At 66.4% G+C, this 24,986-nt stretch carries 25 protein-coding genes and 1 tRNA gene; 13 read left to right on the top strand and 13 right to left on the bottom strand.

Translation table 11 applies throughout. The features are described 5' to 3' along the window. From VHA82_RS07030 to VHA82_RS06975, 12 genes are all read left to right on the top strand, one after another. Positions 1-274 (top strand): TetR/AcrR family transcriptional regulator (locus VHA82_RS07030; protein WP_414708634.1); only part of this gene is annotated, 274 nt, incomplete at its 5' end. A gap of 146 nt (positions 275-420) precedes the next feature. Beyond that, positions 421-1,227 carry an IclR family transcriptional regulator gene (locus VHA82_RS07025; protein WP_325541864.1) on the top strand — a complete coding sequence of 269 codons (807 nt, stop codon included), beginning with the start codon at positions 421-423 and terminating at the stop codon, positions 1,225-1,227. Positions 1,228-1,439: 212 nt separating this feature from the next. Beyond that, on the top strand, positions 1,440-2,336 hold the full coding sequence (locus VHA82_RS07020) for a dihydrodipicolinate synthase family protein (protein WP_325541862.1): 897 nt from the start codon (positions 1,440-1,442) through the stop codon (positions 2,334-2,336). 16 nt (positions 2,337-2,352) lie between these two features. Continuing rightward, complete coding sequence (locus VHA82_RS07015; RefSeq protein ID WP_325541859.1) at positions 2,353-3,351, top strand: dihydroxyacetone kinase subunit DhaK; 999 nt, start codon at positions 2,353-2,355, stop codon at positions 3,349-3,351. 2 nt (positions 3,352-3,353) lie between these two features. Next, positions 3,354-3,974, top strand: a complete 621-nt coding sequence (locus VHA82_RS07010; protein WP_325541857.1) for a DAK2 domain-containing protein — start codon at positions 3,354-3,356, stop codon at positions 3,972-3,974. 4 nt (positions 3,975-3,978) lie between these two features. Beyond that, the gene (locus VHA82_RS07005; RefSeq protein WP_325541855.1) at positions 3,979-5,058 is read left to right on the top strand and encodes a sn-glycerol-3-phosphate ABC transporter ATP-binding protein UgpC; all 1,080 of its coding nucleotides are present in this window, start codon (positions 3,979-3,981) and stop codon (positions 5,056-5,058) included. Positions 5,059-5,125: 67 nt separating this feature from the next. Next, positions 5,126-5,995 (top strand): TauD/TfdA family dioxygenase, encoded by an 870-nt coding sequence (locus VHA82_RS07000; RefSeq protein WP_325541853.1) that lies wholly within the window; start codon positions 5,126-5,128, stop codon positions 5,993-5,995. Between the two features lie 12 nt (positions 5,996-6,007). Further along, positions 6,008-6,937 carry a sugar ABC transporter permease gene (locus VHA82_RS06995; RefSeq protein WP_325541851.1) on the top strand — a complete coding sequence of 310 codons (930 nt, stop codon included), beginning with the start codon at positions 6,008-6,010 and terminating at the stop codon, positions 6,935-6,937. Beyond that, the gene (locus tag VHA82_RS06990) at positions 6,934-7,788 is read left to right on the top strand and encodes a carbohydrate ABC transporter permease (protein ID WP_325541849.1); all 855 of its coding nucleotides are present in this window, start codon (positions 6,934-6,936) and stop codon (positions 7,786-7,788) included. The genes VHA82_RS06995 and VHA82_RS06990 overlap by 4 nt, the downstream gene beginning before the upstream one ends. A 59-nt stretch (positions 7,789-7,847) precedes the next feature. Further along, positions 7,848-9,173: a sugar ABC transporter substrate-binding protein gene (locus VHA82_RS06985; RefSeq protein WP_325541847.1), complete on the top strand. Its 1,326-nt coding sequence runs from the start codon at positions 7,848-7,850 to the stop codon at positions 9,171-9,173. After that, positions 9,173-10,231: a Gfo/Idh/MocA family oxidoreductase gene (locus tag VHA82_RS06980; protein WP_325541845.1), complete on the top strand. Its 1,059-nt coding sequence runs from the start codon at positions 9,173-9,175 to the stop codon at positions 10,229-10,231. The genes VHA82_RS06985 and VHA82_RS06980 overlap by 1 nt, the downstream gene beginning before the upstream one ends. Further along, positions 10,228-10,971 (top strand): HpcH/HpaI aldolase family protein, encoded by a 744-nt coding sequence (locus tag VHA82_RS06975; protein WP_325541843.1) that lies wholly within the window; start codon positions 10,228-10,230, stop codon positions 10,969-10,971. Before VHA82_RS06980 ends, VHA82_RS06975 begins: the two co-directional genes overlap by 4 nt. Before the next feature lie 35 nt (positions 10,972-11,006). Here the strand turns inward: VHA82_RS06975 and VHA82_RS06970 are convergent, their stop codons facing one another. From VHA82_RS06970 to cysS, 13 genes are all read right to left on the bottom strand, one after another. After that, positions 11,007-12,065, bottom strand: coding sequence for a glycoside hydrolase family 88 protein (locus tag VHA82_RS06970; protein WP_325541840.1), 1,059 nt, complete (start codon positions 12,063-12,065; stop codon positions 11,007-11,009). Then, the gene (locus VHA82_RS06965; protein WP_325541838.1) at positions 12,062-13,015 is read right to left on the bottom strand and encodes a sugar ABC transporter permease; all 954 of its coding nucleotides are present in this window, start codon (positions 13,013-13,015) and stop codon (positions 12,062-12,064) included. Before VHA82_RS06965 ends, VHA82_RS06970 begins: the two co-directional genes overlap by 4 nt. 10 nt (positions 13,016-13,025) lie before the next feature. Then, positions 13,026-14,435 (bottom strand): sugar ABC transporter substrate-binding protein, encoded by a 1,410-nt coding sequence (locus tag VHA82_RS06960; protein WP_325541836.1) that lies wholly within the window; start codon positions 14,433-14,435, stop codon positions 13,026-13,028. Between the two features lie 50 nt (positions 14,436-14,485). Next, a complete protein-coding gene (locus VHA82_RS06955; protein WP_325541834.1) occupies positions 14,486-15,319 on the bottom strand; it encodes a carbohydrate ABC transporter permease in 834 nt (277 codons plus the stop codon). A 20-nt stretch (positions 15,320-15,339) separates the two neighbouring features. Then, positions 15,340-16,437 (bottom strand): glycoside hydrolase family 88 protein, encoded by a 1,098-nt coding sequence (locus VHA82_RS06950; RefSeq protein ID WP_325541833.1) that lies wholly within the window; start codon positions 16,435-16,437, stop codon positions 15,340-15,342. A 575-nt stretch (positions 16,438-17,012) separates the two neighbouring features. Then, a complete protein-coding gene (locus tag VHA82_RS06945; protein ID WP_325541832.1) occupies positions 17,013-17,171 on the bottom strand; it encodes a hypothetical protein in 159 nt (52 codons plus the stop codon). 179 nt (positions 17,172-17,350) lie between these two features. Further along, positions 17,351-17,444: transfer RNA gene (locus tag VHA82_RS06940), tRNA-Ser, on the bottom strand. Between the two features lie 581 nt (positions 17,445-18,025). Continuing rightward, positions 18,026-19,291 carry an aspartate kinase gene (locus tag VHA82_RS06935; protein ID WP_325541831.1) on the bottom strand — a complete coding sequence of 422 codons (1,266 nt, stop codon included), beginning with the start codon at positions 19,289-19,291 and terminating at the stop codon, positions 18,026-18,028. Positions 19,292-19,392: 101 nt separating this feature from the next. Next, complete coding sequence (locus VHA82_RS06930; RefSeq protein ID WP_325541830.1) at positions 19,393-20,052, bottom strand: hypothetical protein; 660 nt, start codon at positions 20,050-20,052, stop codon at positions 19,393-19,395. A 75-nt stretch (positions 20,053-20,127) separates the two neighbouring features. Next, entirely contained in the window at positions 20,128-21,069 is a 942-nt protein-coding gene (gene tilS, locus VHA82_RS06925; RefSeq protein WP_325541828.1) for a tRNA lysidine(34) synthetase TilS, read from the bottom strand. Positions 21,070-21,103: 34 nt separating this feature from the next. Continuing rightward, complete coding sequence (locus VHA82_RS06920) at positions 21,104-22,081, bottom strand: acetyl-CoA carboxylase carboxyltransferase subunit alpha (RefSeq protein WP_325541826.1); 978 nt, start codon at positions 22,079-22,081, stop codon at positions 21,104-21,106. 68 nt (positions 22,082-22,149) lie between these two features. Continuing rightward, complete coding sequence (locus tag VHA82_RS06915; protein ID WP_325541824.1) at positions 22,150-22,794, bottom strand: DNA-3-methyladenine glycosylase 2 family protein; 645 nt, start codon at positions 22,792-22,794, stop codon at positions 22,150-22,152. After that, positions 22,779-24,152 (bottom strand): cysteine--tRNA ligase, encoded by a 1,374-nt coding sequence (gene cysS / locus VHA82_RS06910; RefSeq protein WP_325541822.1) that lies wholly within the window; start codon positions 24,150-24,152, stop codon positions 22,779-22,781. The genes VHA82_RS06915 and cysS overlap by 16 nt, the downstream gene beginning before the upstream one ends. Before the next feature lie 172 nt (positions 24,153-24,324). Here cysS and VHA82_RS06905 point away from each other — a divergent pair. Continuing rightward, positions 24,325-24,986: tetratricopeptide repeat protein (locus VHA82_RS06905; protein ID WP_325541820.1), on the top strand; the 662-nt coding region annotated here is incomplete at its 3' end.

Below are 24,986 nucleotides of genomic sequence, written 5' to 3'. Positions count from 1 at the left end.
GACGCTCTACCACTACATCGCGACCAAGGAAGAGATCCTCTTCGAATGCGTGCAGCGCGGGCTCGACGCGCTGCGCGCGGCCATCGATGAAACGGCCGGGCGCGACATCGGGGGACGCGAGAAGCTGCGCGCGGTGCTGCGCGCGTTCCCGGGAGGTGCGCCAGGGCGAGTCGAGGGCCTCAGTAGGCATTCGACCCACCTGCCGCACCGCGGCCTGCCATGGGGCTGGACACGGGCTGTCTCCTTGCGAAGCCGCGAGGGTACTCGCCGGTAACCTGCTTGACTCCGAGCGCGCATGTTGCGCGCGCGCCGGGCCCGGCGTGCGGGGGCAATCCCTGAGCTGCGGCGCAGCAGGCGGAGAGTCACTTTGCGCTGCGAGTCTTGCGATCCGGATTCCGGAACAGTAGAATCGCGGCCGATATGAGCATCGAAGAACCCGCAAGTGCCGAGCGCCGGATGGACGAAAAGAGCCGGATCCAGTCGATCGGCAAGATGAGGGAGATCCTCGGCTGCTTCTCGACGGTGGACCGGCACCTGTCCCTCGCCGAGATAGCCAGCCGCGCCGGGCTGCCGCGCCCCACCGCGCATCGCATGGTGTCGTCGCTGCGCGAGATCGGATTCATCGAGCAGAATGCGCGCAACGGCAGCTACAGCCTCGGCATCGGGCTCTTCGAGCTGGGCAGCCTCGCGCTCGCGAACATGGACCTGCTTCGCGAGGCCAAGCCGTACATGGATCGGCTCTCGCGGCTGGCCGGCGAGTCGGCGCACCTCGGTGTGTTCAACGGCTACCAGGTGATCGTGGTGGAGCGCGAGGAACCCGGCGATCGCCCGACCCGCGGCCTGCAACCGAGCGAGGCGTCGCCCGCCTACTGCACGGGCGTGGGCAAGGCGACCCTCGCGTTCCAGCGTCCCGAGGTCATCGCGCGCGTGATCGACGGTGGGCTGAAGCCCTATACGAACAAGACGATCACCAAGGCCGAAGCGCTCAAAGAGGACCTGGCCGCGATCCGCAAGCGAGGCTATGCGATCGACGACTGCGAGCACGAGATCTGGGTGCGCTGCGTCGCCGCGCCGATTCGCAATGCGTCCGGTGCGGTATTCGCCGCGCTGTCGGTTACCGGAGCTGCCGACCGGATGACGGACAAGAAACTGTCAGACTTGGCACCGCTCGTGGTCCAAACTGCGGACACCATCTCTCGCCAGATCGGGTTCCAGCCGCAGGGCTGACCGCTCCCTCTTTCCCCGCTCGAGCCTCCCCCGAATATCCGTGTGCGATGTGGGGCTCGCTGCTTTGCGGGCCACCTGGCGCCGCAGCTTTCAGAACATTGACTATGCGGGTAAACCCTATTGAGAGCAGCACAGCGTGCTCGTTAAATTTAATGGAATGATTATCCGGATTCCGGAATTTAAGCCAGCCCGCAACTGAACAGGACAACTTCGTGACCTCAGCAGACCTTCGCGAGCGCCTCACCGGCGTGCTCCCTCCCATCACCATGCCGTTCGACCGCGACGGGTCGCTCGTCGCGGGTGGCCTGCGCGAGCAGATCGACTTCGTCATCCGCAGCGGCGCGCGCGGCATTGTGGCCGGGGGCAGCACCGGCGAGGGCCATGTGCTGAACGAGGCCGAGTTCGACCAAGCCATGCGCGAGGCCTGCGAAGCGACCGCGGGCCGCGTGCCCTTCATCGCCGGCCTCATCGTGCAGAGCACCCGTGACGCCATCGAGCGCGTGAAGCGCCTGCAAGGCCTGAACATCGCGGCACTGCAAGTCACGCCGGTGCACTACCTGTTCAAGCCCGATGCGGATGCGACGGTGCAGCACTTTCGCGAAATCCACGAAGCGACGCAGATCCCGATCCTCATCTACAACGTCATCCCCTGGAACTACCTCAGCGTCGATCTGATGCTGCGGATCATGGACGAAGTGCCGGGCGTGATCGGCATGAAGCAAAGCGGCGGCGACCTGAAGTCGCTTTCCGACCTGCTGCTGCGCGCCAAGCCTCGCAACCTGGTGCTCTCCGGCATCGACGCGCTTCTGTATCCGGGCTTCGCGATCGGCATGCATGGCGCGATCACGGCACTGACGACCGCGGTACCACGCCACGTGGTGCGCTTGCACAAGGCTGTTCAGGCCAACGATCATGAGACGGGGCGCGAGCTCCACTTCAAGCTGAATGCGCTGTGGAACAGCATGAGCCACGACAACCTGCCGGCGTGCGTGAAGTACGTCCAGCACCTGCAGGGGCTGCCCCTGTACGAGGCGCGCCGCCCGATGATGTCCGTTTCCGAAGACCAGAAGCGCGCGATCAAGGCTGCCCTGCAGCCTCTGCTGGGCTGAGCCGGGACCGGCGGCTATGAAAAAGATCCTGAACCGGCCGGCCGACTACGTCGACGAGACGCTCGAAGGCCTGCTCGCTGCGCACCCGGACCTGCTTCGGCGCGTGGGGGAAAGCGGCCGGGTGGTGGCTCGCGCCGGCGGCGCCGAGCGAGGCAAGGTGGGCATCGTGACCGGGGGCGGTTCGGGGCACCTGCCCGTCTTCCTCGGCTATGTCGGCCACGGGCTGCTCGACGCCTGCGCCGTGGGCAACGTGTTCGCCGGCCCGCGTGTGGCGGATTGCCAGGATGCCATGCGCGCGGCCGACGGTGGCGCCGGCGTGCTGCAGCTGTATGGCAACTACGGCGGCGACCGGATGAACTTCGACATGGCCCGGGAAATGATGGAGCTCGAGGGGATGCAGGTCGCCTCTGTCCGCATTGCCGACGACGTCGCAAGCGCGTCGCCGGCAGAAAGCGAAAAACGTCGCGGCGTCGCGGGAATGATTTACGCGTTCAAGGTCGCCGGGGCCCGCGCTGCCGCCGGCGGCAGCCTTGCCGAAGTCGCTTCCGTCGCAGCGCGCGCGGCGCGCGCGTGCCGCTCCATCGGTGTGGCATTGACGCCTTGCGTGATTCCGGAAACCGGCCAGGCATCGTTTTCGATCGCCGAAGACGAGATGGAGTTCGGCATGGGCATCCACGGCGAGCCCGGCATCTGGCGCGGCAAGCTCAAAACCGCCGACGCGCTCGCCGAGGAAATGCTCGACCGCCTGCTGCCCGAGTGCGCGCTCAAGCGCGGCGACCGCGTTGCGGTGCTCGTGAACAGCCTCGGCGCCACACCGCACGAAGAGCTCTACATCCTGTACCGGCGCATCGCGCGCATCCTGGGTGAGCGCGGCATCCAGCCCGTGAAGCCGCTCGTCGGCCGCTTCGCGACGTCCATGGAAATGAGTGGTGCGTCGCTCACGCTGATGCCGCTCGACGGCGAACTGGAAAGCCTGCTCATGGCTCCCGCCGAATGCCCGTTCTGGAAGTTCTGAGCATGATCACTTCGACGAACCTGAAGGCGGCACTTGCACGCTGGTGCGATGCGCTCGAAGCCGCCGCACCCGAGCTCAACGCGCTCGACGCGCAGCTCGGCGATGGCGACCTGGGAGCGACCCTCCACAAGTGCGCGCAGAACGTGCGCGAGGCGCTGCCCGGGATGCCGGACGAGCTCGCAGGCGTCTTCGAGCGGTGCGCGAGCGCGTGCGCCAAGGCCTCCGGCTCCAGCTTCGGAACGCTGCTGGCACTCGGCTTCCTCGCCGTCTCCAGGGAGCTCGCAGGCGCACGAGCACTGTCGAAGGCCGATGTGGTCCGTCTGCTCGACGGTGTCGTGGCCTCGCTCGCCGCGCGTGGCGGGGCGTCGCTCGGAGACAAGACGATGCTGGACAGCCTCGACGCGATCGGTCGGGCACTCGAATTGGCCCCCGAAGCCGATGCGCCGCGCGCGGCCATCGATGCGGCGGAGGAAGCGCTCGCGCGGTTCCGCGACAAGCCCAACCGCATCGGGCGGGCACGCATGTTCGCCGACAAGAGTGTCGGCATGGATGACCCCGGAATGGTCGCTGTCCTGCGCATGGCGCAAGCCCTGCAGGCAACGCAAACCCGAATCGAAGGATAAGCAAATGGCCCACGTCTCCTTCAGCGGAGTGCGCAAAAGCTTCGGCGCGACGAGCGTGATTCGCGGTGTCAGCCTCGATATCGCGGATGGCGAGTTCTGTGTGCTCGTCGGGCCTTCGGGATGCGGCAAGTCGACCTTGCTGCGCATGCTCGCCGGCCTGGAAGACATCGACGACGGCAGCATCGCCATCGACGGGAACATCGTGAACCACGTCGAGTCGAAGGACCGTGACATTGCGATGGTCTTCCAGAGCTACGCCCTCTATCCGCACATGACGATCGCGCAGAACATGGCGTTCAGCCTGCGCCTGCGCAAGACTTCGCAGGCCGTCGCGCAGGAGCGGGTTGCGCGCGCCGCGAAGATTCTCAACCTGGAAGCCTACCTGCACCGCTACCCTCGCGAGCTCTCCGGCGGGCAGCGGCAGCGCGTCGCCATGGGCCGGGCGATCGTTCGCGACCCGAAGGTGTTCCTTTTCGACGAACCGCTTTCCAATCTCGACGCGAAGCTGCGCGTTGCGATGCGCGCCGAAATCAAGGAACTGCATCAGCGCCTGCGCACCACCACGGTCTACGTGACGCACGACCAGATCGAGGCGATGACCATGGCGGACCGCATCGTCGTCATGCGGGATGGCGTGATCGAGCAGATCGGCACGCCGCTCGAACTCTACGACCAGCCGGCCAACCTCTTCGTGGCGCAGTTCATCGGCTCCCCGGCCATGAACCTGGTCGCCGGCACCGTGGCAAGCGATGGCGAGGCCATGTTCATGCAGACCGATTCGGGCCATCGCTGGCCGATGCGCAACGGCAGGGCTTCGCCGGGCCGCCCCGTGCAATATGGCCTGCGGCCCGAGAACCTGTCGCTCGACGACGGGGACGGACGACCGGGCGTGAACGCGAAGGTCATCGTCGTCGAGCCCACCGGCGCGTCGACCGAGCTGCTGATCGATGCCGGCGGCACGACGCTCACGCTCGTCTCGCCGCGCCGCCTGGCACTGCGGCCCGGCGAAAACGTCCGCGTTTCGGTCGATCTCGATGCAGTCCATCTGTTCGACGGCCAGAGTGGCAGAAGGCTTGCCTCGTGAAGCGCGCCATCGTTGCCGACACCCTCGTTTGCCTCGTTCAACACCGCCCCAGCACCGGAGACAAGACATGACCGCCACACTGACACGCACGAATGAATTCACCATCCGCAAGCTCGATGCCCCGCTGGGCGCGGAGATCATCGGCTTCGACTTCGGGGTTCGCCTCGATGACGAGCGCTTCGCGCTCATTTCGAATGCCATGCGCGAACACCGCTTCCTCTGCTTTCGCGACGCCGACGTCACGCCCGCGCAGCAGATCGAGATGAGCCGGCGTTTCGGCGACTTGCCGCTGCATCCGCAGATCAAGTACCGCCACCCGGCTCACCCGGAGATCTTCCTGATCAGCAACCTCGATGCGAACGGCCGGCCCACCGGCAAGAACCCGGATCCCACGGCCGCGCAGTGGCACACGGATGGCTCCTGGCGCTCGCCGCGGGCCTCGGTCACGATGCTCTACGGCGACGTCGTGCCCCAGACCGGGGGCGACACGCTGATCGCGAACACCGCGCTCGCCTATGAGCGCCTGTCGCCGCGCAAGAAGGAGGAGGCGGACCGCCTGATCGCGGTGCACGATCTGCAATGGTCGGTCTCCACCACGAATCCCGACTACGCCCTCACCCCGGCACAGGAAAAGGCGCGTGTCGCACCACCGCAGGAGCAGCCGCTCGCATTGAGGCACCCGGACACCGGCGTGCGCGCGATCTACCTCGGTGCTCACGCCGCGAGCATCGTCGGCCTTCCCTGGGATGAGGGTCGCGAAGTGATCGACGAATTCAACGCGCTCGCCACCGACCCCGAATGCGTCTACGCCCACCGCTGGAAGTCGCACGACCTCGTGTTGTGGGACAACCGCTGCACCCTGCACAAGTCGACCCCGTACGACTATGCGACCGAGCGCCGCATCGCGCGGCGGACTTCGATGTACGAAACGGCCTGAGACAGCGGCACCATGTCGACGTGCAGCTTCCAGGCGGGGGGCGCCTCCTTCGAAAACGCATCCGCGCGCACCGACCCGCGGCGCGCGTGGCGGCGGCGCATCGAGCCTTGCCTGTGGCTCGCACCGCTCATGGTGCTCCTGGTCCTCGTGATCCTGCTGCCGACCGCGGTGGTGCTGTGGCTCAGCTTCCAGACCACGCAGTACTTCAAGCCCGTTTCGTTCGCGGGGTTCGCGAACTACGCCGCGGTGCTCGGTTCGGGCAACTTCCGGCAACTCACTTCCAACTCCCTCATCTACGTCTTCGGTTCGCTCGCGCTCGTGCTGCCCAGCGGGCTCGTGATTGCCGTGCTCCTGAAGGCGGCGGGACGGCTGGGCGCGATCCTGCGCCCGCTCCTGCTGGTGCCATGGACGCTGTCGATGGCGGTGGTGGGAAGTCTCTGGCTTTTCCTGCTGAACCCGTCGTTCGGACCCGCGTCGTACCTGATGCGCGAATTCGGGATTTCGCTGGGGCTGATGCTGGGCGATCCGCGATTCGCGCTGGCGCTGCTGATCGTCACGACGGCGTGGTGGTCCATTCCCTATGCGATGGTGATGAGCACCGCGGCGCTTCAGGGCATTCCACGCGAGTTGTACGAGGCGGTCGCGATCGATGGGGGCGGAGCGATCACGCAGTTCAGGCACGTCACGCTTCCGCAGGTGATGCCGACGCTTGCGAGCATCGGACTCACCCTGGCCATCCTGTACCTCACGCTGATTACCCTCATCATCGTGCTCACGGGCGGCGGGCCCCTCGGGGCGACGAGCACATGGAGTTTCGAGGTCTTCAGGTCCTCGTTCCAGGACATCAACGTGGCGCCCGCGGCCGTGCTGTCGATCGTCGTCCTGTGCGCCAACCTCGTGCTGGGCCTCGTCTACCAGCGCATCAGCCGGAGGCCGCGATGAGCGCTTCGATCCGCCTCGCCTCTCCCCGCCGGCTGAGAGCACTCCGGTCGAACGCCGCGGCACTGGCTGTGGCGGCGCTCATGGTGCTGCCGCTGCTCTGGGGCGTCGCGACCTCGTTCAAGACCGAGGTCATGTCGGTCGCTTACCCGCCTTCTCTCTGGCCGACGCCCTTCATCTTCGACAACTACGTCGCGGTCGCGACCGGCGAGAACTTCCTGCGGCAGCTGCTGAACTCGCTGCTCTATTCGCTGGGCAGCGTCCTGTTGGCGATGGCGGTCGCGGCGCCCGCGGGCTACGCACTGGCGCGGATCGATTTCCGCGGCAAAGAGCTCGTGAACTTCGTGGTGATGGCATGCGCGATGGTGCCGAGCGTCGCGATCCTGATCCCGACTTACTTCCTCCTCGACAGACTCGGGCTGCTGAACAACCGGCTGATGGTGCAGCTCATCTTCGCCGCGCAGCTCGCGCCCCAGTCGGTATGGTTCATACGGAATTTCATCGATGCATTGCCCAAGGAGATCGACGAGGCGGCGCACGTCGACGGCGCAAGCCGCTTCGAGACCTTCCGGCTCATCATCCTTCCACTGATCAAGCCCGGTCTCGCGGCGGTGTTCGTCCTGGGGATCATCACGGTCTGGAACGACTACATCGCCGTCGCGGCCTTCGCGCCGAGCCTCGCCTCGCGCACGCTGCAGGTGGCACTGGTGACGCAGGTCTTCGATACCTCCGGCATGTCGTGGGGCTACGTCATGGCTTTCGCCATCATGACCTCGCTGCCCACCGTGGTCATTTTTCTCGGGGCCCAGCGATGGTTCATCGCAGGCCTCACCGCCGGCGGCGTCAAGGGATGAGCCAGCCTGCCGATCCCGCTGACAGCATTCTCTTTCGTCGATCTCAAGGAGACATACCCATGAACAGCAAGCCTGAATTCCAGCACCGTTCCATGCAGCCGCAAAGGCGCCGGACGATGACACTTTCGATGGTCGCGCTCGGCGCGGTGCTGTCGCTCGGTGCCGCACTGCCCTCGCACGCGAAGGAGCAGGTGACGATCGTCTACAACTCGTTCGTCGATCCGAACGCGAAGAGCGATCCGCGCGCACAGGCGCAGACCGAGATGATCGCGGCCTTCGAAAAGAAGTTTCCGGACATCAAGGTCGAGGTGTTCGCCGACAACACGGGAGCGAACGCGGCCCGCACCGTGCGCACGCAGGCCGCGTCGCCGGATGTCATCCGCGTCCCCAACTACCTGACGCTGGAGTACGTGCAGACCGGCTCGCTGCTGCCGCTGGACGATCTGATCGCTCGCGACAAGATCGACATGAAGGACTATCTCCTGCCGACCGACGTGAACCGCGTGGGTGGAAAGACCTATGGCCTGCAGCAGGACTACCGTATTCCCATCCTGATCTACCGCAAGAGCCTCCTCGATGCCGCGAAGGTCCATCCGCCCGCGACGTGGGCCGAAGCCTGCGAGGCGGGCCGCAAGCTGTCGACGGGCAACGTGATCGGCCTCGCGCTGCCGCTCGGGATCACCGGGGGCATCGGCGGCGCGCAGGCGTTCGGCGAATTCATGCTGAGCAGCATGCTGCCTACGCAGAACGGCGAATACTTCGCGGCCGACGGGCGGGCCATCGCCTTTTCGAAGGCATCGTTCGTTCGCGCGGCACAAACGGTGAAGGACCTCTTCACCACGTGCAAGGCCACCCCCCAGGTGAGCCTGCAGTACGCCTACAACGAGATCCACGACGGCCTGCGTTCGGCTCGCATCGCCATGGCGCCCTTCGCGGTGTACCGGTACAGGGCGATCCAGGTGGGCGGCGCGGGAGACGACCTGACGTGGGCACCGTCGCCAGCGTTCTCGCCCAGCGACAAGTTCACCGTGTACGGCTACACGGCGTCCATCAACGGCAATTCGAAGCATCGCAACGAAGCCTGGGAGTTCGTCAAGTTCATCACCGGCCGCGAGGCTCAGGTGATTCAGGCACACGGCGGCGAAGTCGTGGCCCGCGCGTCGGCGTACAGCGATCCCTACTTCAGCACGCCCGACGGCAAGCGCCAGAAGGAATGGGCCGAACTCGTGAAGTCCCGCGGCCGCCAGGTGCACTATTCGCTGCAACTCGCGAAGTTCCACCAGATCGTGGGCGAAGCGATGCAGAAGATGATCCTGCAGAACGCCTCGGCGGAGGACGCCTACGAGGAAGTGATGAGCAAGTACAAGGCGGCACTGGGCCTTTGATGCACGAGCACGCAAACGACAGCGCGCCTGCCGGCGGCAGGCCGCTGCGCTGGGGGCTCGTCGGCTCCAGCTCGGTGGCGGCCACGCACATGATCCCCGCGATCCGGGATCTGTGCGGCCATGAGATCGTCGCCGTCATGAGCCGCGACAGGGAGCGCGGCGCCGCATTCGCGAAGGCCCACGGCATTGCCCAGGCAGTCACGAGCATCGAGGAGCTGCTCGCGCTGCCGCTCGATGCGGTGTACATCAGCAGCACGAACGAGCTGCATGCGGCGCAGGCCATCGCGTGCGCCCGCGCGGGCCGCCATGTGCTGTGCGAGAAGCCGATCGCGCTGACACTCGAGGATGCGCAGGCCGTCGTCGACGCCGCGCGCAAGGCCGGTGTGGTCCTCGCCACGAACCATCACATCCGCAATGCCGCCGCGGTGATCGAGCTTCGCTCGGCCCTGCAGCAAGGCCTCGTGGGCGACCTGCTCTCGGTGCGCATCGCCAACTCGTTCGCACTGCCGGCGAACCTGCAGGGGTGGCGCGTCGATTCGCCCACCGGCGGCGGTGCCATACTCGATGTCGGGGTTCACATGGCCGATTCGCTGAGGTTCATTCTCGATCGCGAACCCCTCGAGATTTGGGGAACGATGAACTCCGTGCGCCTTGGCAAGCCCGGTGTCGACGACAACGCGATGGCCGTGGTCCGTCTTGAAGGAGACCTGTTCGCATCGCTGCACGTGGGCTTCGCCACACCGTTCGCGCAGCGGGTGTGGGAGTTCCTCGGTTCGCGGGGAACGCTCGTAGCCACCAACCCGAACATCCCCACCCCGGGTGCGCAGCTCGTGCTGCGGGACGCTCACGGGACGCGCGAATTGCCCTTCGTGCACCGGAACCTCTACGAAGGAACGGTGCGCCATTTCGCGTCGGCGGTATCGGGCGAGGGCCGACCCGCGGCGACGGGCGAAGACGGCGTGCGTTCGCTCGCCTTTGCGCTTGCGTGGATCGAATCGGCGCGCGCCGGCCGGTCCGTGCGAATCCCGACGGATGCAACGATGACAGGCTCGCCATGAATGACCTGCGGAAGATCTGGACGACCGGCGGCACGACACTCGCCATGCACTGCGCGATCGCGAGCGCCCACCTGAGCGAGGTCCTGAGCCGGCAAGGCTTCGAAGCGGTCCTGATCGACACGCAGCACGCGCCCATCGGCTACGACGCCATGTTCTCGATGCTGCAGGTGATCGCACCCAGCCCCTCGGCCGCACTGGTCCGGGTCGCATGGAACGATCCGGCGCTGATCCAGCGCGCCCTCGACGCGGGCGCGGAGGGTGTCATGTGTCCGATGGTGAACACCGCGGCGCAGTGCCGCGCCTTCGTCGAGGCCTGCATGTACGCGCCGGCCGGCTATCGCAGCTTCGGACCGGTGCGCGGCGCCTCGCCGGCTTACTTCGATCATGCGAACGACTCCGTGCTGCCGATTGCGATGATCGAAACCGAAGAGGCGGTACGCAACATCGCCGACATCGTGCGCGTGCCCGGCCTCGCCGCGATCTATGTCGGTCCGTCCGACATGGGAATCACGATGGGCATCCATCCGAGTGAAGCGCAGACGCACCCGCGGATCCTCGGGGTGATGGGCAGCCTGGTGCAAACGTGCCGGGAGCACGGCGTCGTCGCGGGCATCCACGGCTTCGATGCTTCCTATGCGCGCGCGAGGATCGCCGAAGGCTTCCAGTTGCTGACCACGCCGTTCGACGTGGACCTGCTGGCGGGAGCCGCTCGGGATTGGCGCGAGTCACTTCGGGGCTGAGCTCGCGATTCCCGGCTTTCCTGCCTTGGCTCCGGTCAGCGGGCGCTCGCGAGGAAGCGCCCCGCGGCCGCGGCGAACCAGCCCTGGCCGTACGGAGCGACGCCCAGGCGCGCGCGAGGACCGCCCGGAGGCAGGGCCACCAGGCTCACGGCGCCGTCCGTGCCAACGAAGGGCATGACGGCCTCCATCGCACGCCGCGCGGCGTCGGCATACCCAGCGCCCTGGACGATGCCGAGGTCCAGCGCCTTGCGAATGCCGTACGCGAACATCAGGGTGCCGGAAGCCTCCAGCGGCGAACGCTTGTCGTCCATGATGTTGCGCCACAGCCCCGTGCGGTCCTGCAGCTTCACGAGCGCCGGCAGCAGCGTACCGAGCAGCCGCGAGATGGAGGCGCGGCCGCGATGCTCGGCCGGCAGCATCTCCCAGATGTCGGCCACCGCGGCCACCACCCAGCCATGGCCGCGCGCCCAGTACATGCTCTGCGGGATGTGGTCGGGCGTCTCGCACCAGATGTGGCGCAGGAGGTGGCTCTTCGGATCGAGCAGATGCTCCACGTGCACGTCGATCTGGCGCACCGCATCGTCGACCGCGTCTCCATTGCCCGTGACGAGCCCGTACTTCGCGAGGAAAGGCGCGACGAACCAGACGGTATCGAGCCAGAGTTCAGGGGCTTCCTCGCGATGCACGATGCCGCCGTCGCGGGTGCGGCCCACGCGCATCATGTAGGCGAACTGCAGCTTGGCCGCGTCGAGATAGCGCGACTCGCCACTCACTTCGTACTGCCGCAGGACCACCGGGCCCAAAGTTGCCGCGTGCACGGTGCCGGTGATGGTGCCGGCGCCGGTCCACTTCTCCACCACGTTGGCGGGATCGCCGGGCACGATGAGGCCGTAGGCGAGCTGGCCATCGCTCGCCTGCATGCGCACGGCGTAGTCGGCGATTTCCTTCACCTTGTCCGCGTAGCGCGCGGCATCGAGGCTGACGAGGCCGCCCGCATTGCAGGCGTTTTCCCAGTTCTCGTAGCGCAGGGGGTTCTGGGCGCAGATGTAGTCCGCCGCACGGGCGGCGAGTTCGGGCAGTCGATCGAATGTCATTTGGTTTCGGTGGTTCGGGGTTTGGCGGACGCAGCGACGGAACCGTCGGTCTGCACGAGCCGCATGTAGGCCAGGTAGAGAACGGCGGTGACGACGAGGAGCACCACCACGAGAGCGCTCGAGTAACCGAGCTGGAATGCCTTGAAGGCGTTGCGGTAGATCAGCACGCTGGTCGTGGTGGTCGCGTCGCCGGGACCGCCACCCGTCATCAGCATGATTTCGTCGAAGATGCGAAACGCATCCATCGATCGAAGTACCAGGGCGCCGAGCATCGCGGCTTTGAGCAGCGGCAGCTTGACGTGGCGAAAGGTGGCCCACGCGCCGGCGCCGTCCATCGCGGCCGCTTCGTAGAGTTCGCGCGGGATCACCTGCAGGCCGGACAGCAGGATCAGGAACATGAAGGGCGTCCAGTGCCACAGGTCCGTCAGCAGGATGCTGAACATCGCGATGTTCGGGTCGCGCAGCCAGCCGATATCCAGTCCGACCGCGCGGCTCAGCCAGGCGATCGGCCCGATGGTGTCGTGGAACAGCATGTACCAGATCGTCCCGACGACGGCGGGTGCGATCACGATCGGCAGCAGCACCAGGCTGCGAATGAAGCTTCCGCCGCGAATCTTCGCGTCCAGCAGCAGCGCGAAGCCCAATCCGAGCATCAGCTCCAGCACGCTCGCGCCGGCAGTGAAGAGAAGCGTGCGCAGCAGGGCCTGGAGGAACTGCGTGTCTTCGAAGGCCTGCACGTAATTGGCAATGCCGATGAAAAGCGGCTGCGGCCGCCGCAGCGGGTTCCAGGCCGTGAAACTCAGGTAGATCGTGTAGAGCAGCGGGACGATCTTCCAGAGCACGAGGTAGGCGAGCGGGGGCGCCGCGAACGCGACGAGCGCAACGCGCCAGCGCGAACGAGGAGCCTCGCGCCGCAGCGCCGCCGCGCCGCCGAGGGAGATCGCCGACATGCCGGGGTCCTTACTTCACGTACCCGGAGCGCTTGAACAGCTGCACCATCTTCGCCTGCGCCTCGTCGAAGGTCGCGTCCACCGGCTTGCCGGCGAAGGCCTGCGACAGGCTGTTGGCGCAGATGTCGATGGCCTCGGCATATTCGGGCAGGCGCGGGTGATCGAAGGCGTCGACATCCTTGCCTTCCAGCGTGTGCGCCACCAGCTTGAGCGCCGGAAACTTCTTCAGCACGCGCTCGTCGTTGAACACCGAAGCCTTCGGGAACAGCGGATTGCCGGCGCGAAAGAGGCTGTCGGGCTCGTGCACGGCCCATTGCAGCGCGACCTGCTTGCTGGTGAGGCGCTGGAGCATCGTGGCGGCGGCTTCCTTGTTCTTGCTCTTTGAGTAGACGCCGATCGAGTTCATCGACACGATGGTGGCGTGCGGGAACTGCGGCTTCTCGGTGGGCAGCAAGGCGTAGTCGAACTTCCCTGCGATCGAAGAGTTCTTGGGATCCCCGAGGAAGAGCGTGCGGCTGTAGAACTCGATGATCATCGCGACGCGTCCCTTGTCGAACTGCGTCATCGACTCGCCGCTGGTCATGTTGACGTGGCCGGGCGGGAGTGTTTTGCCGAGTTCGACGTAGTACTTGCCGGCCGCCTTGTTTTCCGGTGAATTCCACGTGGGCACCATCGTCTTCGGGTCGTAGAGGCGACCGCCGAAGGCCTCCATGTAGGAGATGTAGTCGTGCCAGAGGAAGTCGCCCGCCTTGTTGGAATGGGAGGCGCCGTAGAAGTCCGCCGTGAGCGTCTCGCCCGCCAGCTTCTCGCCCGTCTTGCGCGTGAAGAACTGAGCGATGTCCATGAACTGCTTGTAGGTCTGCGGCACCCCCAGGTCGTAGCCGTGCTTCGCCTTGAAGGCCGCACGCTCGCCGGCATGCGCGAACAGGTCCTTGCGGTAGACGAGGCCGTTGGGGTCCGCCAGCAAGGGAATGCTGTACAGCTTGCCGTCGACCTTCGAATGATCGAGCGCCGTCTTGAAAAAGTCGTTGAGGCCGAAGTCCAGCTTCGTCTTCGCGATGAGTGGCTCGAGCTGCTCGAGGGCGTGGATGTTGGCGAACTCGGGCACCTGCTTGCCATCGACGTACACGATGTCCCAGGTCGTCGCGTTGGCCATGACGTCCTGCACGATCTTGTTGCGGTGGCCGTCGTAGGTGTACCAGCTCACCTGCAGATTGATGCCGAGCTCGTCGGCGATCGGCTTCGCGTAGCGGCCGAACAAAGTCTCCATGAAGTCCCACTTGATGCAGGCGACGTTCAGCGTCGTGCCTTCGAAGGGTTTCTTCTGAGCCATCGCGGCGCCGGGAACCGCAAGCGCTGCAGCGGCAGCGGCGATGTTCGTGAGCACCTGTCGGCGGTTGGGGGTAGTTTCATCGATCATCTTGTCATCTCCGTACTAGTTGGACGCGACCCGGACTGCTCGCGCATGTCTCACCCCTTCACGGCGCCGGCCATGAGGCCCTGCACCAGGAAGCGGTTGAGTGCGAGGAAGAACACCAGCACAGGCAGGAGGGTCACCATGCCGAGTACCGACACCGAACCCCACTGCAGCATCCCCTCGGATTCGGTGTAGGCGATCAGTGCCACCGGCAGCGTCTTGGCGTCCACCGATGTCAGCACCAGAGCGAACAGCAGTTCGTTCCAGTTGTAGATGAAGGCGAGGATCCCGCTCGCGATGAGGCCGGGCGCGGCGAGCGGCATCACGATGCGCCAGAACAGGCCGAAGGTGGAGCAGCCGTCGATGAGCGCGCTTTCCTGCAGCTCGCGCGGGATCTGGCGAATGAAGTCCATCATGATCCACAGCACGATGGGGATCTGGAACGCGATGTAGGGCAGCACGAGGGCCGTGCGCGTATCGGTGAGCCCCATCCTGCCGATCGCGATCGAGATCGGGATCAGCGTGGTGACCGGCGGAAACATCCGCGTCATGAGCACACCGAAGAGGATGCCCTTCTTGAACCGGAAGCTGAAATGCACGAACGCGAACGCGGCCATCGATCCCAGCACCACCGAACCGAGCGTCGACAGGATTGCCACCAAGAGACTGTTGCCTACGTACTTGAGCAGCGACTCGGCCTGCAGCACCTTGTCGTAGTTGTCGGCGGTGGGCGTGAACCAGAGCCGCGGCGGCACTTCCAGCAGCAGGCTCCCGGGCTTCACCGATGTCATGAAGAGGTAGACGAGCGGCAACAGGATCCACAGCAGCAGCACGCCGATGGCGGCGTGACGCAGAACGCGGCCGGGCTTCATGCGGGCGATGTTCATCTTGCGGGCAGGTTGCAGCCTCACTCCGCCGAAGCGAAGCGGCTGGCTGCAAGCAGGAACCAGCCCTGGCCATAAGGCGCGACGCCCAGCTTGGCGCCCGGGCCGCCCGGAGGCAGAGTCACGTATTCGACGCCGCCTTCGTCATTGACCGCGAGGCAGGCCGCACGCATCGCCCGAAAAGCGGCGTCCCGGTAGGCACTGCCGTCGAGCATTCCGAGGTCGAGCGCCTTCTTCAATGCGTAGGCGAACATCATCGTGCCGGACGACTCCATGGGGGTGAGCCGGTCGTCCAGCGTGTTGCGCCAGAAGCCGCTTGCGTCCTGCAAGGGCAGCAGCGCGTCGGCCATGCCGCGCACGAGGGCGGCAAGCTCGCCGCGGATGGGGTCCTTGTCGGCGAAGAAGGGATACGCGTCGACGAAGCTCGCGATCACCCAGCCGTTGCCTCGGGACCAGAAGGTGCTTTGGGGATAGAAGTTGGGCGTCTCGCACCAGATGTGGCGAAACAGGCCGATCTCCGCGTCGCGCAGCTTCTGTGCGTGGGCGCGGATCTGCAGCGCGCTGTCTTCCAGCGCCCAGGCCTCGCCGCTCATTGCCCCGAACTCGGCGAGAAACGGGATCACGAACCACATCGAATCGACCCACAGCTCGCGGCCTTCCTCGCGATGTGCGATGCCCCCATTGCGGGTGCGCGGCAGTTGCCGCAGGTACTCGGCCTGGCGCCGTGCGGCATCGAGATGCGAGGCATTGCCCAAGCGCCGGTACAAGTGCAGAACGCCGGGTCCGAGCACCGCCGAGTGCGTCGCGCCGGTGATGGTCTTCTTGCCGCTCCAGCGGTCCACTGAGTTGCCGGCCTCGCCTGGAACGATCAGGTTGAATGCGAGCTGGCCGGCACTGTCCTGGGTCTGCAGGGCGTGCTCATAGACCTTTGCGGCTGCCGCCTCGCAGGCTGCCTGCCCCGTCGCCCGCAGTCCGTCGGCAAGGATGCCGTTCTCCCAGTTCTCATAGCGGCGGAAGTTGACCTGCTGCGAATACCGCGCGACGCGCTCGACGAAGTCGCGCAGACCCGCCACACGTTCGTTGCTGTTGTCCTGTCCTGGCTGGCTGCTTGCCTGAGGCATCGTCGAATCACTCCAAATCCATGCACCTCGCATCGGTGCCTCTGTTTCTACGTGTCCGGAATCCGGACTAACATTTCACATGTATTGTTCAGAACTCGTGCTGTGTCGGGCAATGGGGTTTCCCCCATCGAAAAAGGTATTCACTGGGCTGCGGCGAGGCTCGGTGCAGGCGAGTTGAGAGGAGAATGGCGACGCGCACACTGGCCTCTGTCGCTGATGAGGCGCGAGGCTCGCGGGCGACATAGGGTCCGTCCGCGCCCTCGCGCCGGTCCGAGGGCTGACAATTTCCTGTCCGCCATCCGGTCAGGTGCTCCGGTGATGCTCACCGCCGCGAAGACCTCTGCGACGCGATGCGTGCATGCGTCCTTTGGACTCCCTCGATGCGACTCAGGAGATCGTGGTGCCTACGACAGTTCCGGATTCCGGTCAGCCGCTGCGCGCTGAAGCTGCCAGCTGGAACGGTCGCCGAGCCCGCGCGCGGATAAGGCGAGTCGCCTTCGATTTCGGGCTACGCCCGACGCGCCTTGCCGCGCAATCGATCGAAGACTTGCACCACTTGCCGGGACCTCAGCCGTTCAGCTCCGCTCTTTGCGCTCGCGGGCGCGGCGGACCTGGCGGGATTCCTCTGTGGAATGCGCGGATCGCGCGGCGGGCCGACGGCGCCGGCCGAACCACTTGGCCGCCACGCGCGCGACGAGGAACGCTGCTGCGAAACACACCAGCAGGATCAGCAAGGCGCTCGTCGATGGCATTCGTGTGAGTCGCTTTCGTGCGTGGTTTGGGGGGCGGCGGGGCGGCGGCGTGCAACCCAGCGGCTGCATGATCACCCGCTCGTCATCGCCGTGGCCTGTGGGCTGCGCCGGCCGGCGTCTGGAAGACAAAGGCCCCTGGTTCTTCAGGGGCCTCAGCCATGTGGCGGAGCGACAGGGATTCGAACCCTGGATGCAGGTTTTTGCCCACATACTCCCTTAGCAGGGGAGCACCTTCGGCCACTCGGTCACCGCTCCGCGAGGAGGATGATTATGCCTCAAGCCGTCGGCATTCGACCTTGCGATGCCTCGAGAGTTGACCCGTTGCGAGGCAACGCCTTGGATTCCCGCCTCCCGCCTTCGCAGGGTACTCGCCTTCGCGACGACGATGATGATCTTCGGAGGAACGACGCTGGATTCCCGCCTTCGCGGGAATGACGGGGGGGTTATTGGCCTTCGCGGGAATGACGGGGGGTTATTGGCCTTCGCGGGAATGACGGTGATGTTTTCGCCTTCGCGGGAATGACGGGGGTTATTCGCCTTCGCGGGAATGACGGTGACGTTTCGCCTTCGCGGGGATGGCGGAAAGGGTCCGCCCCGGGGCCGGCGACGTCGTGGCGCTCGAACAGCGATGGAGTGCCGCCGACCGGCAGGTGGGCGTGCCGTGGCCCGTCGGCGATCCCTTTACGGTTCGGGCTTGTCGCGTAGCGCAGCGAGCGATGAGCCCGAAGCCGTCAGGGTCGCCGATGGGCTGCGGCACGCCCGCCTGCGCGCGCGCCGCACTCGGCGCTGCTCAAGCGGGCGCGGCGTTCGCGCAAGCACGACGGCCGATGCCCGCCTCAGGCCGGCTGGTCCAGGTCGAACGCCCGGTGCAGCGCCCGCACCGCGAGCTCCATGTACTTCTCGTCGATCACGACCGACGTCTTGATCTCGCTCGTGGAGATCATCTGGATGTTGATGCCCTCCTCCGACAGCGCCCGGAACATCTTGCTCGCGATGCCCACGTGGCTGCGCATGCCGATGCCCACGATCGACACCTTGCAGATGCGCGTGTCGCCCTCCAGCCGCTCGGTGCCGAGCGAAGGCAGCACCTTCGACTTCAGCACGTCGATCGTGCGCGCATAGTCGTTGCGGTGCACGGTGAAGCTGAAGTCGGTCTTGCCGTCGTGGCTCACGTTCTGGATGATCACGTCCACTTCGATGTTCGAGTCGGCCACGGCCCCCAGGATCTGGAACGCGATGCCCGGCTTGTCGGGCACGCCCAGGATCGAAATCTTCGCCTCGTCGCGATTGAACGCGATGCCCGAAACCACGGCCTGTTCCATTTTCTCGTCTTCCTCAAAAGTGATCAGCGTGCCGGATGCGGCCTCCTCGTCGAGCGGGATGTCCCACGGCGTGAAGCTCGACAGCACGCGCAGCGGCACACGGTACTTGCCCGCGAATTCCACCGAGCGAATCTGCAGCACCTTCGAGCCCATCGACGCCATTTCGAGCATCTCCTCGAAGCTCACGGTCGCGAGGCGCCGCGCCTCGGGCACCACGCGCGGGTCGGTCGTGTAGACGCCGTCCACGTCGGTATAGATGAGGCACTCGTCGGCCTTCAGCGCCGCCGCCACGGCCACAGCGGACGTGTCGCTGCCGCCGCGCCCGAGCGTCGTGATGTGGCCCTTGTCGTCCACGCCCTGGAAGCCCGTGATGATCACGACCTTGCCCGCATCGAGATCGGCGCGGATGCGCTTGTCCTCGATGGATTCGATACGCGCCTTCGTGTAGGCGCTGTTGGTGCGCACCGGCACCTGCCAGCCCGCGTAGCTCACCGCATCGAGTCCTTCGGCCTGCAGCGCGAGCGCGAGCAGCCCCACGGACACCTGCTCGCCGGTGGAAGCGAGCATGTCGAGCTCGCGCTGGACGGCGTCGGTCACCCGCTCGGGCGACACTTCCTTCGCGAGGCCGAGCAGCCGGTTGGTTTCGCCGCTCATGGCGCTCGGGACGACCACCATGCGGTGGCCCGCGCGCGACCACTTGGCCACGCGCTTGGCGACGTTCCTGATGCGCTCGGTCGAGCCCATGGACGTGCCGCCGTATTTGTGAACGATCAATGCCATTGGAAGATGGAGTGCGCGCGCCGAGAAGGCGCGCGGGGGAGAGGAACTGCGGATTTTAAGACATCGCGGTCAGGTCATCGCGGCCCCGCCGGCCGGCCGTCTCAGAGCGACGACGGCTCCGTCTTCGCGAACGACGGTTGCGGCCCGTTCTGGTATTGCGCATCGAGCTCGCTCATCAAACGCTCGAGGTCCGCCTTCACGTCCGACGAATGCTTCTCCACGCTCACCGGACCCGCGATCACGTCGCCCGACGCGGCCGCTTCCTGCGGTACCGGTTGCGGTACGACAGCCTGCTCGCGCGGCGTCGAAGTCCACGACCCCGGATGCGGCAGCGCCGGACACTGCGACTCGTCCTGCAGCGCGAACTGCCACGAAACGCCCATCAGCCACTCGTGCGCCATCGGATCGATCGCGAGCGCCCGCGCGACCAGCGCATTCTGCAGTGCGACCAGGTGATTCGGCAGCCGAGCATCCCAGTGCCTCAGCACGAGCCGCCAGTGCAGCCCCGAGTCGTTGCGCGAACGCGAAGTCGCGGTGAAGACTTCGGCCGCGACCCACTCCGCGGGAATGCCCTGCCGGCGCAAGGTGTCGCGCAGCACGACCTTCAGGAGCTCGCGCCTCGTCGCCGTGGCCGCCGTGTCGGGTGCCTTCGGCTGCTGCGGATGCATCGACGGCGACTGCGAATGGGTGGAGCCGAGTTCGGAATGATGGCGCGACGGCGGCGCCGCACGTTTGCCGAAGATGCGGGCCAGCAAGTCCATGGGGATGCTCCGTCTTCCGAATACCGGGTGCGGACATTGTCGGGCTGTTACTCGACAGTGACAACTCCCCCGTCTTCACGCCTCGCGGACGAACGCGAGCCGCTCCCCCGCCCGCATCACCCAGCCGCGCCCGACCCGGATGCGCAGCCCGTGGCCTCGAGTGGTGCACGCGGCAACCTGGTCCAGCAGTTCCTCGAGCTGCGCCGAACTCGCGGCTTCGTCATGGTCGCTGCGCAGCCAGTGGCGCACGACATTGGCCTGCCGCTCGCGCGAGAGCCGCTGCAGCGAGGCGATCACGGGCTCGCCGTGCATGTCCGCGAGGTCGGTGGCCGCCACTTCCATCAGGAGCCGCTGCGCCTGCGCCGTATGCCGCGCCGAGCGAGCGAACGTGTCGCGGAATTGCGGGAAGGCCTCCTCGATGGCGGGCAGCAGGCGATGGCGGATGCGGTTGCGCGTGAAGGACGTGTCGGCGTTCGTCGGATCCTCGACGAACGATTCGCCGCGCTCGGCGAGCCATTCGCGGATCGAAGGGCCGCTCACGGCGAGCAACGGACGCTCGAAGCGCATCCCGTGCCGCTCGAAGCGCGCAGGCATCGCGGCAAGGCCCGGCAGGCCCGCGCCGCGGCTCAAGGCCAGCAGCATCGTCTCCACCTGATCGTCGGCATGCTGCGCGACGAGCACGCACGCGAGCGAATGCATCTGTGCCATGCGCGCGAGCGATTCGTAGCGCGCGCGGCGCGCGGCGTCTTCCGGGCTTTCGCCGGGAGCATTGCGCGCATCGGCGCGCGCGACGTGCAGCGGCACGCCCCAGTGGCCACACGACGCCACGCAGTGCGATTCGAATGCATCGGCCGCGGCCTGCAGGCCGTGGTGGACATGGAGCGCGTGGACCTGGCCCGGCCAGCGCGCGTTCGCGGCGAGCACAAGCGCGGTCGAATCCGCACCGCCGCTATAGGCGACGCCCAGCGGCAGCGGCGGGTCGCAGGCCGAGATCGCTGCATCGAGCGTGAGGGTCATGCGCGAGGATTTTGCTCCTCACCTCACCTTCACCTCACCTGGCTTCGGCCTTCGTATCGCTGAACCGCCCGTAGCTTTGCAGCCGCTCGTATCTGCGCTCCAGCAATTCCTTCGGCCGCAGGTCCGCGAGCTGTCGCCAGGCATCGTTCAACGCGCGCTTCAGGAAGGCCGCCATCTGCTTGTGATCGCGATGCGCCCCGCCCACCGGCTCGTTCACGATCTTGTCCACGAGCCCGAGCGCCTTCAGCCGATGCGCCGTGATGCCCATCGCGTCCGCCGCTTCCTGCGCTTTCTCCGAGGTCTTCCACAGGATCGAGGCGCAGCCCTCGGGGCTGATCACCGAATAGATCGAGTACTGCAGCATGAGCACCTGGTCGGCCACCGCGATCGCGAGCGCGCCGCCGGAGCCGCCCTCGCCGATGATCGTGGTGATGATCGGCACTTCGAGCTGCGCCATCTCGAAGATGTTGCGTCCGATCGCCTCCGACTGGCCGCGCTCCTCGGCGTCGATGCCGGGATACGCGCCGGGCGTGTCGACGAAGGTGAAGACCGGCAGCTTGAACTTCTCGGCCGTCTTCATGAGGCGCAGCGCCTTGCGGTAGCCCTCGGGGCGGCTCATGCCGAAGTTGCGCGCGGCGCGTTCCTTCGTGTCGCGGCCCTTCTGGTGGCCGAGCACCATGCAGGCGTTGCCGTTGAAGCGCGCGAGGCCGCCCACGATCGAAAGATCGTCCGCGAAGTGCCGGTCGCCATGCAGTTCGACGAAATCCGTGAAGATTTCGCCCACGTAGTCCATCGTGTAGGGCCGCTCGGCGTGGCGCGCGATCTTGGTGATCTGCCATGGCGAGAGCTGGCTGTAGATGTCCTTGGTGAGCTGCTGGCTCTTCTTGCTCAGCTGGTCGATCTCGTCGGAGATGTCGACCGCCGACTCGGTCTGTACGTATCGAAGCTCATCGATCTTCGTTTCCAGCTCGGCGATGGGCTGCTCGAAGTCGAGGAATGTTCTTTTCGGCAAGGTGTCTCCTTGTCTCGTTCGAATCCGCCTGGAGGCGGGCAGTTCCGCCGCCGGCTGTGGGTCGTGCGCTAGTAATCCACGGGCAGCGGGTCCAGCGAGCGCCAAATATACCAAGTCGCGACGCTGCAAAACGGATTCCAGGCCGCGGCCACTTCGCGCGCGTCGCTGCGGCTCACCGGATCGCCCGAGAAGTAGTTCCTGCTGATGCCGCTGATGAGCCCCACGTCGTCCAGCGGCAGCACGTTCGGACGCATGAGGTGGAAGATGAGGAACATCTCGGCCGTCCAGCGGCCGATCCCGCGGATGCCCACGAGCTCCGCGATGATCTCCTCGTCCTGCATCTCGCGCCACGAGTCGACGTGGATCGCCCCCGAATCGAAGTGCAGCGCGAGGTCCACGAGGTATTCGATCTTGCGTGCCGACAAGCCCGCGGCGCGCATGTCGTCCACCTTCAGCTTGAGGACGTTGCCGGGCACCATCTTGCGCGGCAGGCTCGCGAAGCGGTTCCACACGCTTTGCGCGGCCTTCACCGAAATCTGCTGGCCGACGATGCTGCGCGCAAGCGTCGTGAACGCGTCGCCGCGCGACTGCAGGCGCGCGTCGCCGAACTGCGGGATGAGACGCTTCATCACGCGGTCGCGGCGAGCGAGATGCCGGCACGCCTCGCTCCAGTATTCGGGGGTCGACTGCTCCTCGCTCACTGGACCTCCCATGTCGTGCCCGAGGGCGAATCCTTCAGCACGATGCCGCGCGAATGCAGTTCGCTCCTGATGCGGTCGGCTTCGGCGAAGTTCTTCGCCTTCTTCGCATCGGCCCGCGCTTCGATCAGGCGCTCGATCTGCGCCGCGTCCACCGAGGCGCCGGCGCGCAAGAACGCCTTCGGCTCGGACTGCAGGTGGCCGAGCGTGCCGCCGAGCGCCTTCAGCAGACCGGCGAGCTCGGGCGACCTCGAGCGGTTCACTTCGGCGGCCAGGTCGAACAGCACGGCCACCGCCTCGGGCGTTGCGAAATCGTTGTCCATCGCGGCCTTGAATCGCGCGGCGAACGGGTCGCTCCAGTCGATGCGCACGTCCACGGGCGGCACGAGGTCGAGCGCCGTGTAGAGCCGGCGCAGCGCGGCTCGCGCGTCTTCCAGCGTGGCGTCGCTGTAGTTCACGGGGCTGCGATAGTGCGCCCGGATCACGAAAAAGCGCAGCGTCTCCGGATCGAACTTCGAAAGCACTTCCTGGATCGTGAAGAAGTTGCCGAGCGACTTCGACATCTTCTCGTTGTCGATGTTGAGGAACCCGTTGTGCATCCAGTAGCGCGCGAGCGGCTTGCCCGTGGCGCCTTCGCTCTGCGCGATCTCGTTTTCGTGGTGGGGAAACTGCAAGTCCGCGCCGCCCGCGTGGATGTCGAACGTTTCGCCAAGGAGCGAGCAAGCCATCGCGGAGCATTCGATGTGCCAGCCCGGGCGGCCCGGGCCGTAGGGACTTTCCCACTTCGCATCCTCGGGCTCCTCGGGCTTGGCGGCCTTCCAGAGCACGAAGTCGAGCGGGTCCTCCTTGCCTTCGAGCACGGCCACGCGTTCCCCGGCGTGCAGCTCGTCGAGGCTCTTGCCCGAAAGCTTGCCGTAGCCGGGAAAGCGCCGCACCGCGTAGTTCACGTCGCCGTTGTCGCTGCGGTAGGCGAGCCGCTTGTCTTCCAGCGTGCGCACGATGTCGACCATTTGCGCGACGTAGTCGGTCGCGCGCGGATCGTGCGTGGGCCGCTCGATGCCGAGCGCGTCGAAGTCGCGGTACATGAGCGCCGTCATGCGTTCGGTGAGCGAGCGGATCGGCTCGCCGTTTTCGACCGCGCGGCGGATGATCTTGTCGTCGATGTCGGTGATGTTGCGCACGAACGTCACTTCGTAGCCGCTTGCCTTCAGCCAGCGCTGCACGACGTCGAAGGCGACGTTGCATCGCGCGTGCCCGACGTGGCACACGTCGTATACGGTGAGGCCGCACAGGTACATGCGCACGCGGCCGGGCTCGAGCGGGGAAAATTCCTCCAATGCACGCGTGAGCGTGTTGTAGATGCGCAAGGTCATGGTGGGTCTGGTGCCGCGCGGCTCGCCTGGGATGCTCTCCGGTCGGCGCTTCGATTCTCGGTCGATGATTGCGTAGTTTGCCGGAGACAGTGGGCGCGCCCCGCAGCTACAATCCGCCGCAGTATATAGCCCGCCCTCCGGGCTTGCCACCTGAACGGAGCCGAGAGCATTCATGACGCGCCAACGCACGCCGCTGCCCCACACCCTGCGTTCCATCGCCCTCGCGGCGGCCCTTGGCGCCGCCGTCTTCGGGGCCCACGCCGACGAATACGACGACGTGAACCAGCTGCTCAAGTCCGGCAAGCTGACCGAGGCGCTCGCCAAGGCCGACCAGTACCTGGCGGGCAAGCCGCGAGACCCGCAGATGCGGTTTCTGAAAGGCGTGGTGCAGACCGAGTCGGGCCGCACGGGCGACGCGATCGCCACTTTCACGAAGATCACCGAGGACTACCCCGAGCTGCCCGAGCCCTACAACAACCTCGCGGTGCTCTACGCGGGCCAGGGCCAGTTCGACAAGGCGCGGGCCGCGCTCGAAATGGCGATCCGCACCAACCCGAGCTACGCCACCGCGCACGAGAACCTGGGCGACGTCTACGCGAAGCTCGCGAGCCAGGCGTACAGCAAGGCCCTGCAGCTCGATGCGAGCAACACCGCCGTGCCGACCAAGCTCGCGCTGATCCGCGAGCTGTTCTCGCCGAAGGGCAAGGGCGTGGCCGTCGCCGCGGCCGCGCCCGTGGCACGTCCTGCCCCCCCCGCCCCTGCCGCGGCACCCCCCGCCGCGGCGGCGCCGAAGCCACCCACCCCCGCGGTGCCCGCCCCGGTCGCGACCCCGGC

Origin of the sequence: Ramlibacter sp. (assembly GCF_035548915.1) — a bacterium.
Classification (GTDB): domain Bacteria; phylum Pseudomonadota; class Gammaproteobacteria; order Burkholderiales; family Burkholderiaceae_C; genus Ramlibacter.
The sequence above is the reverse complement of the archived record's forward strand: the minus strand, read 5'-3'. Positions and strand labels throughout refer to the sequence as shown.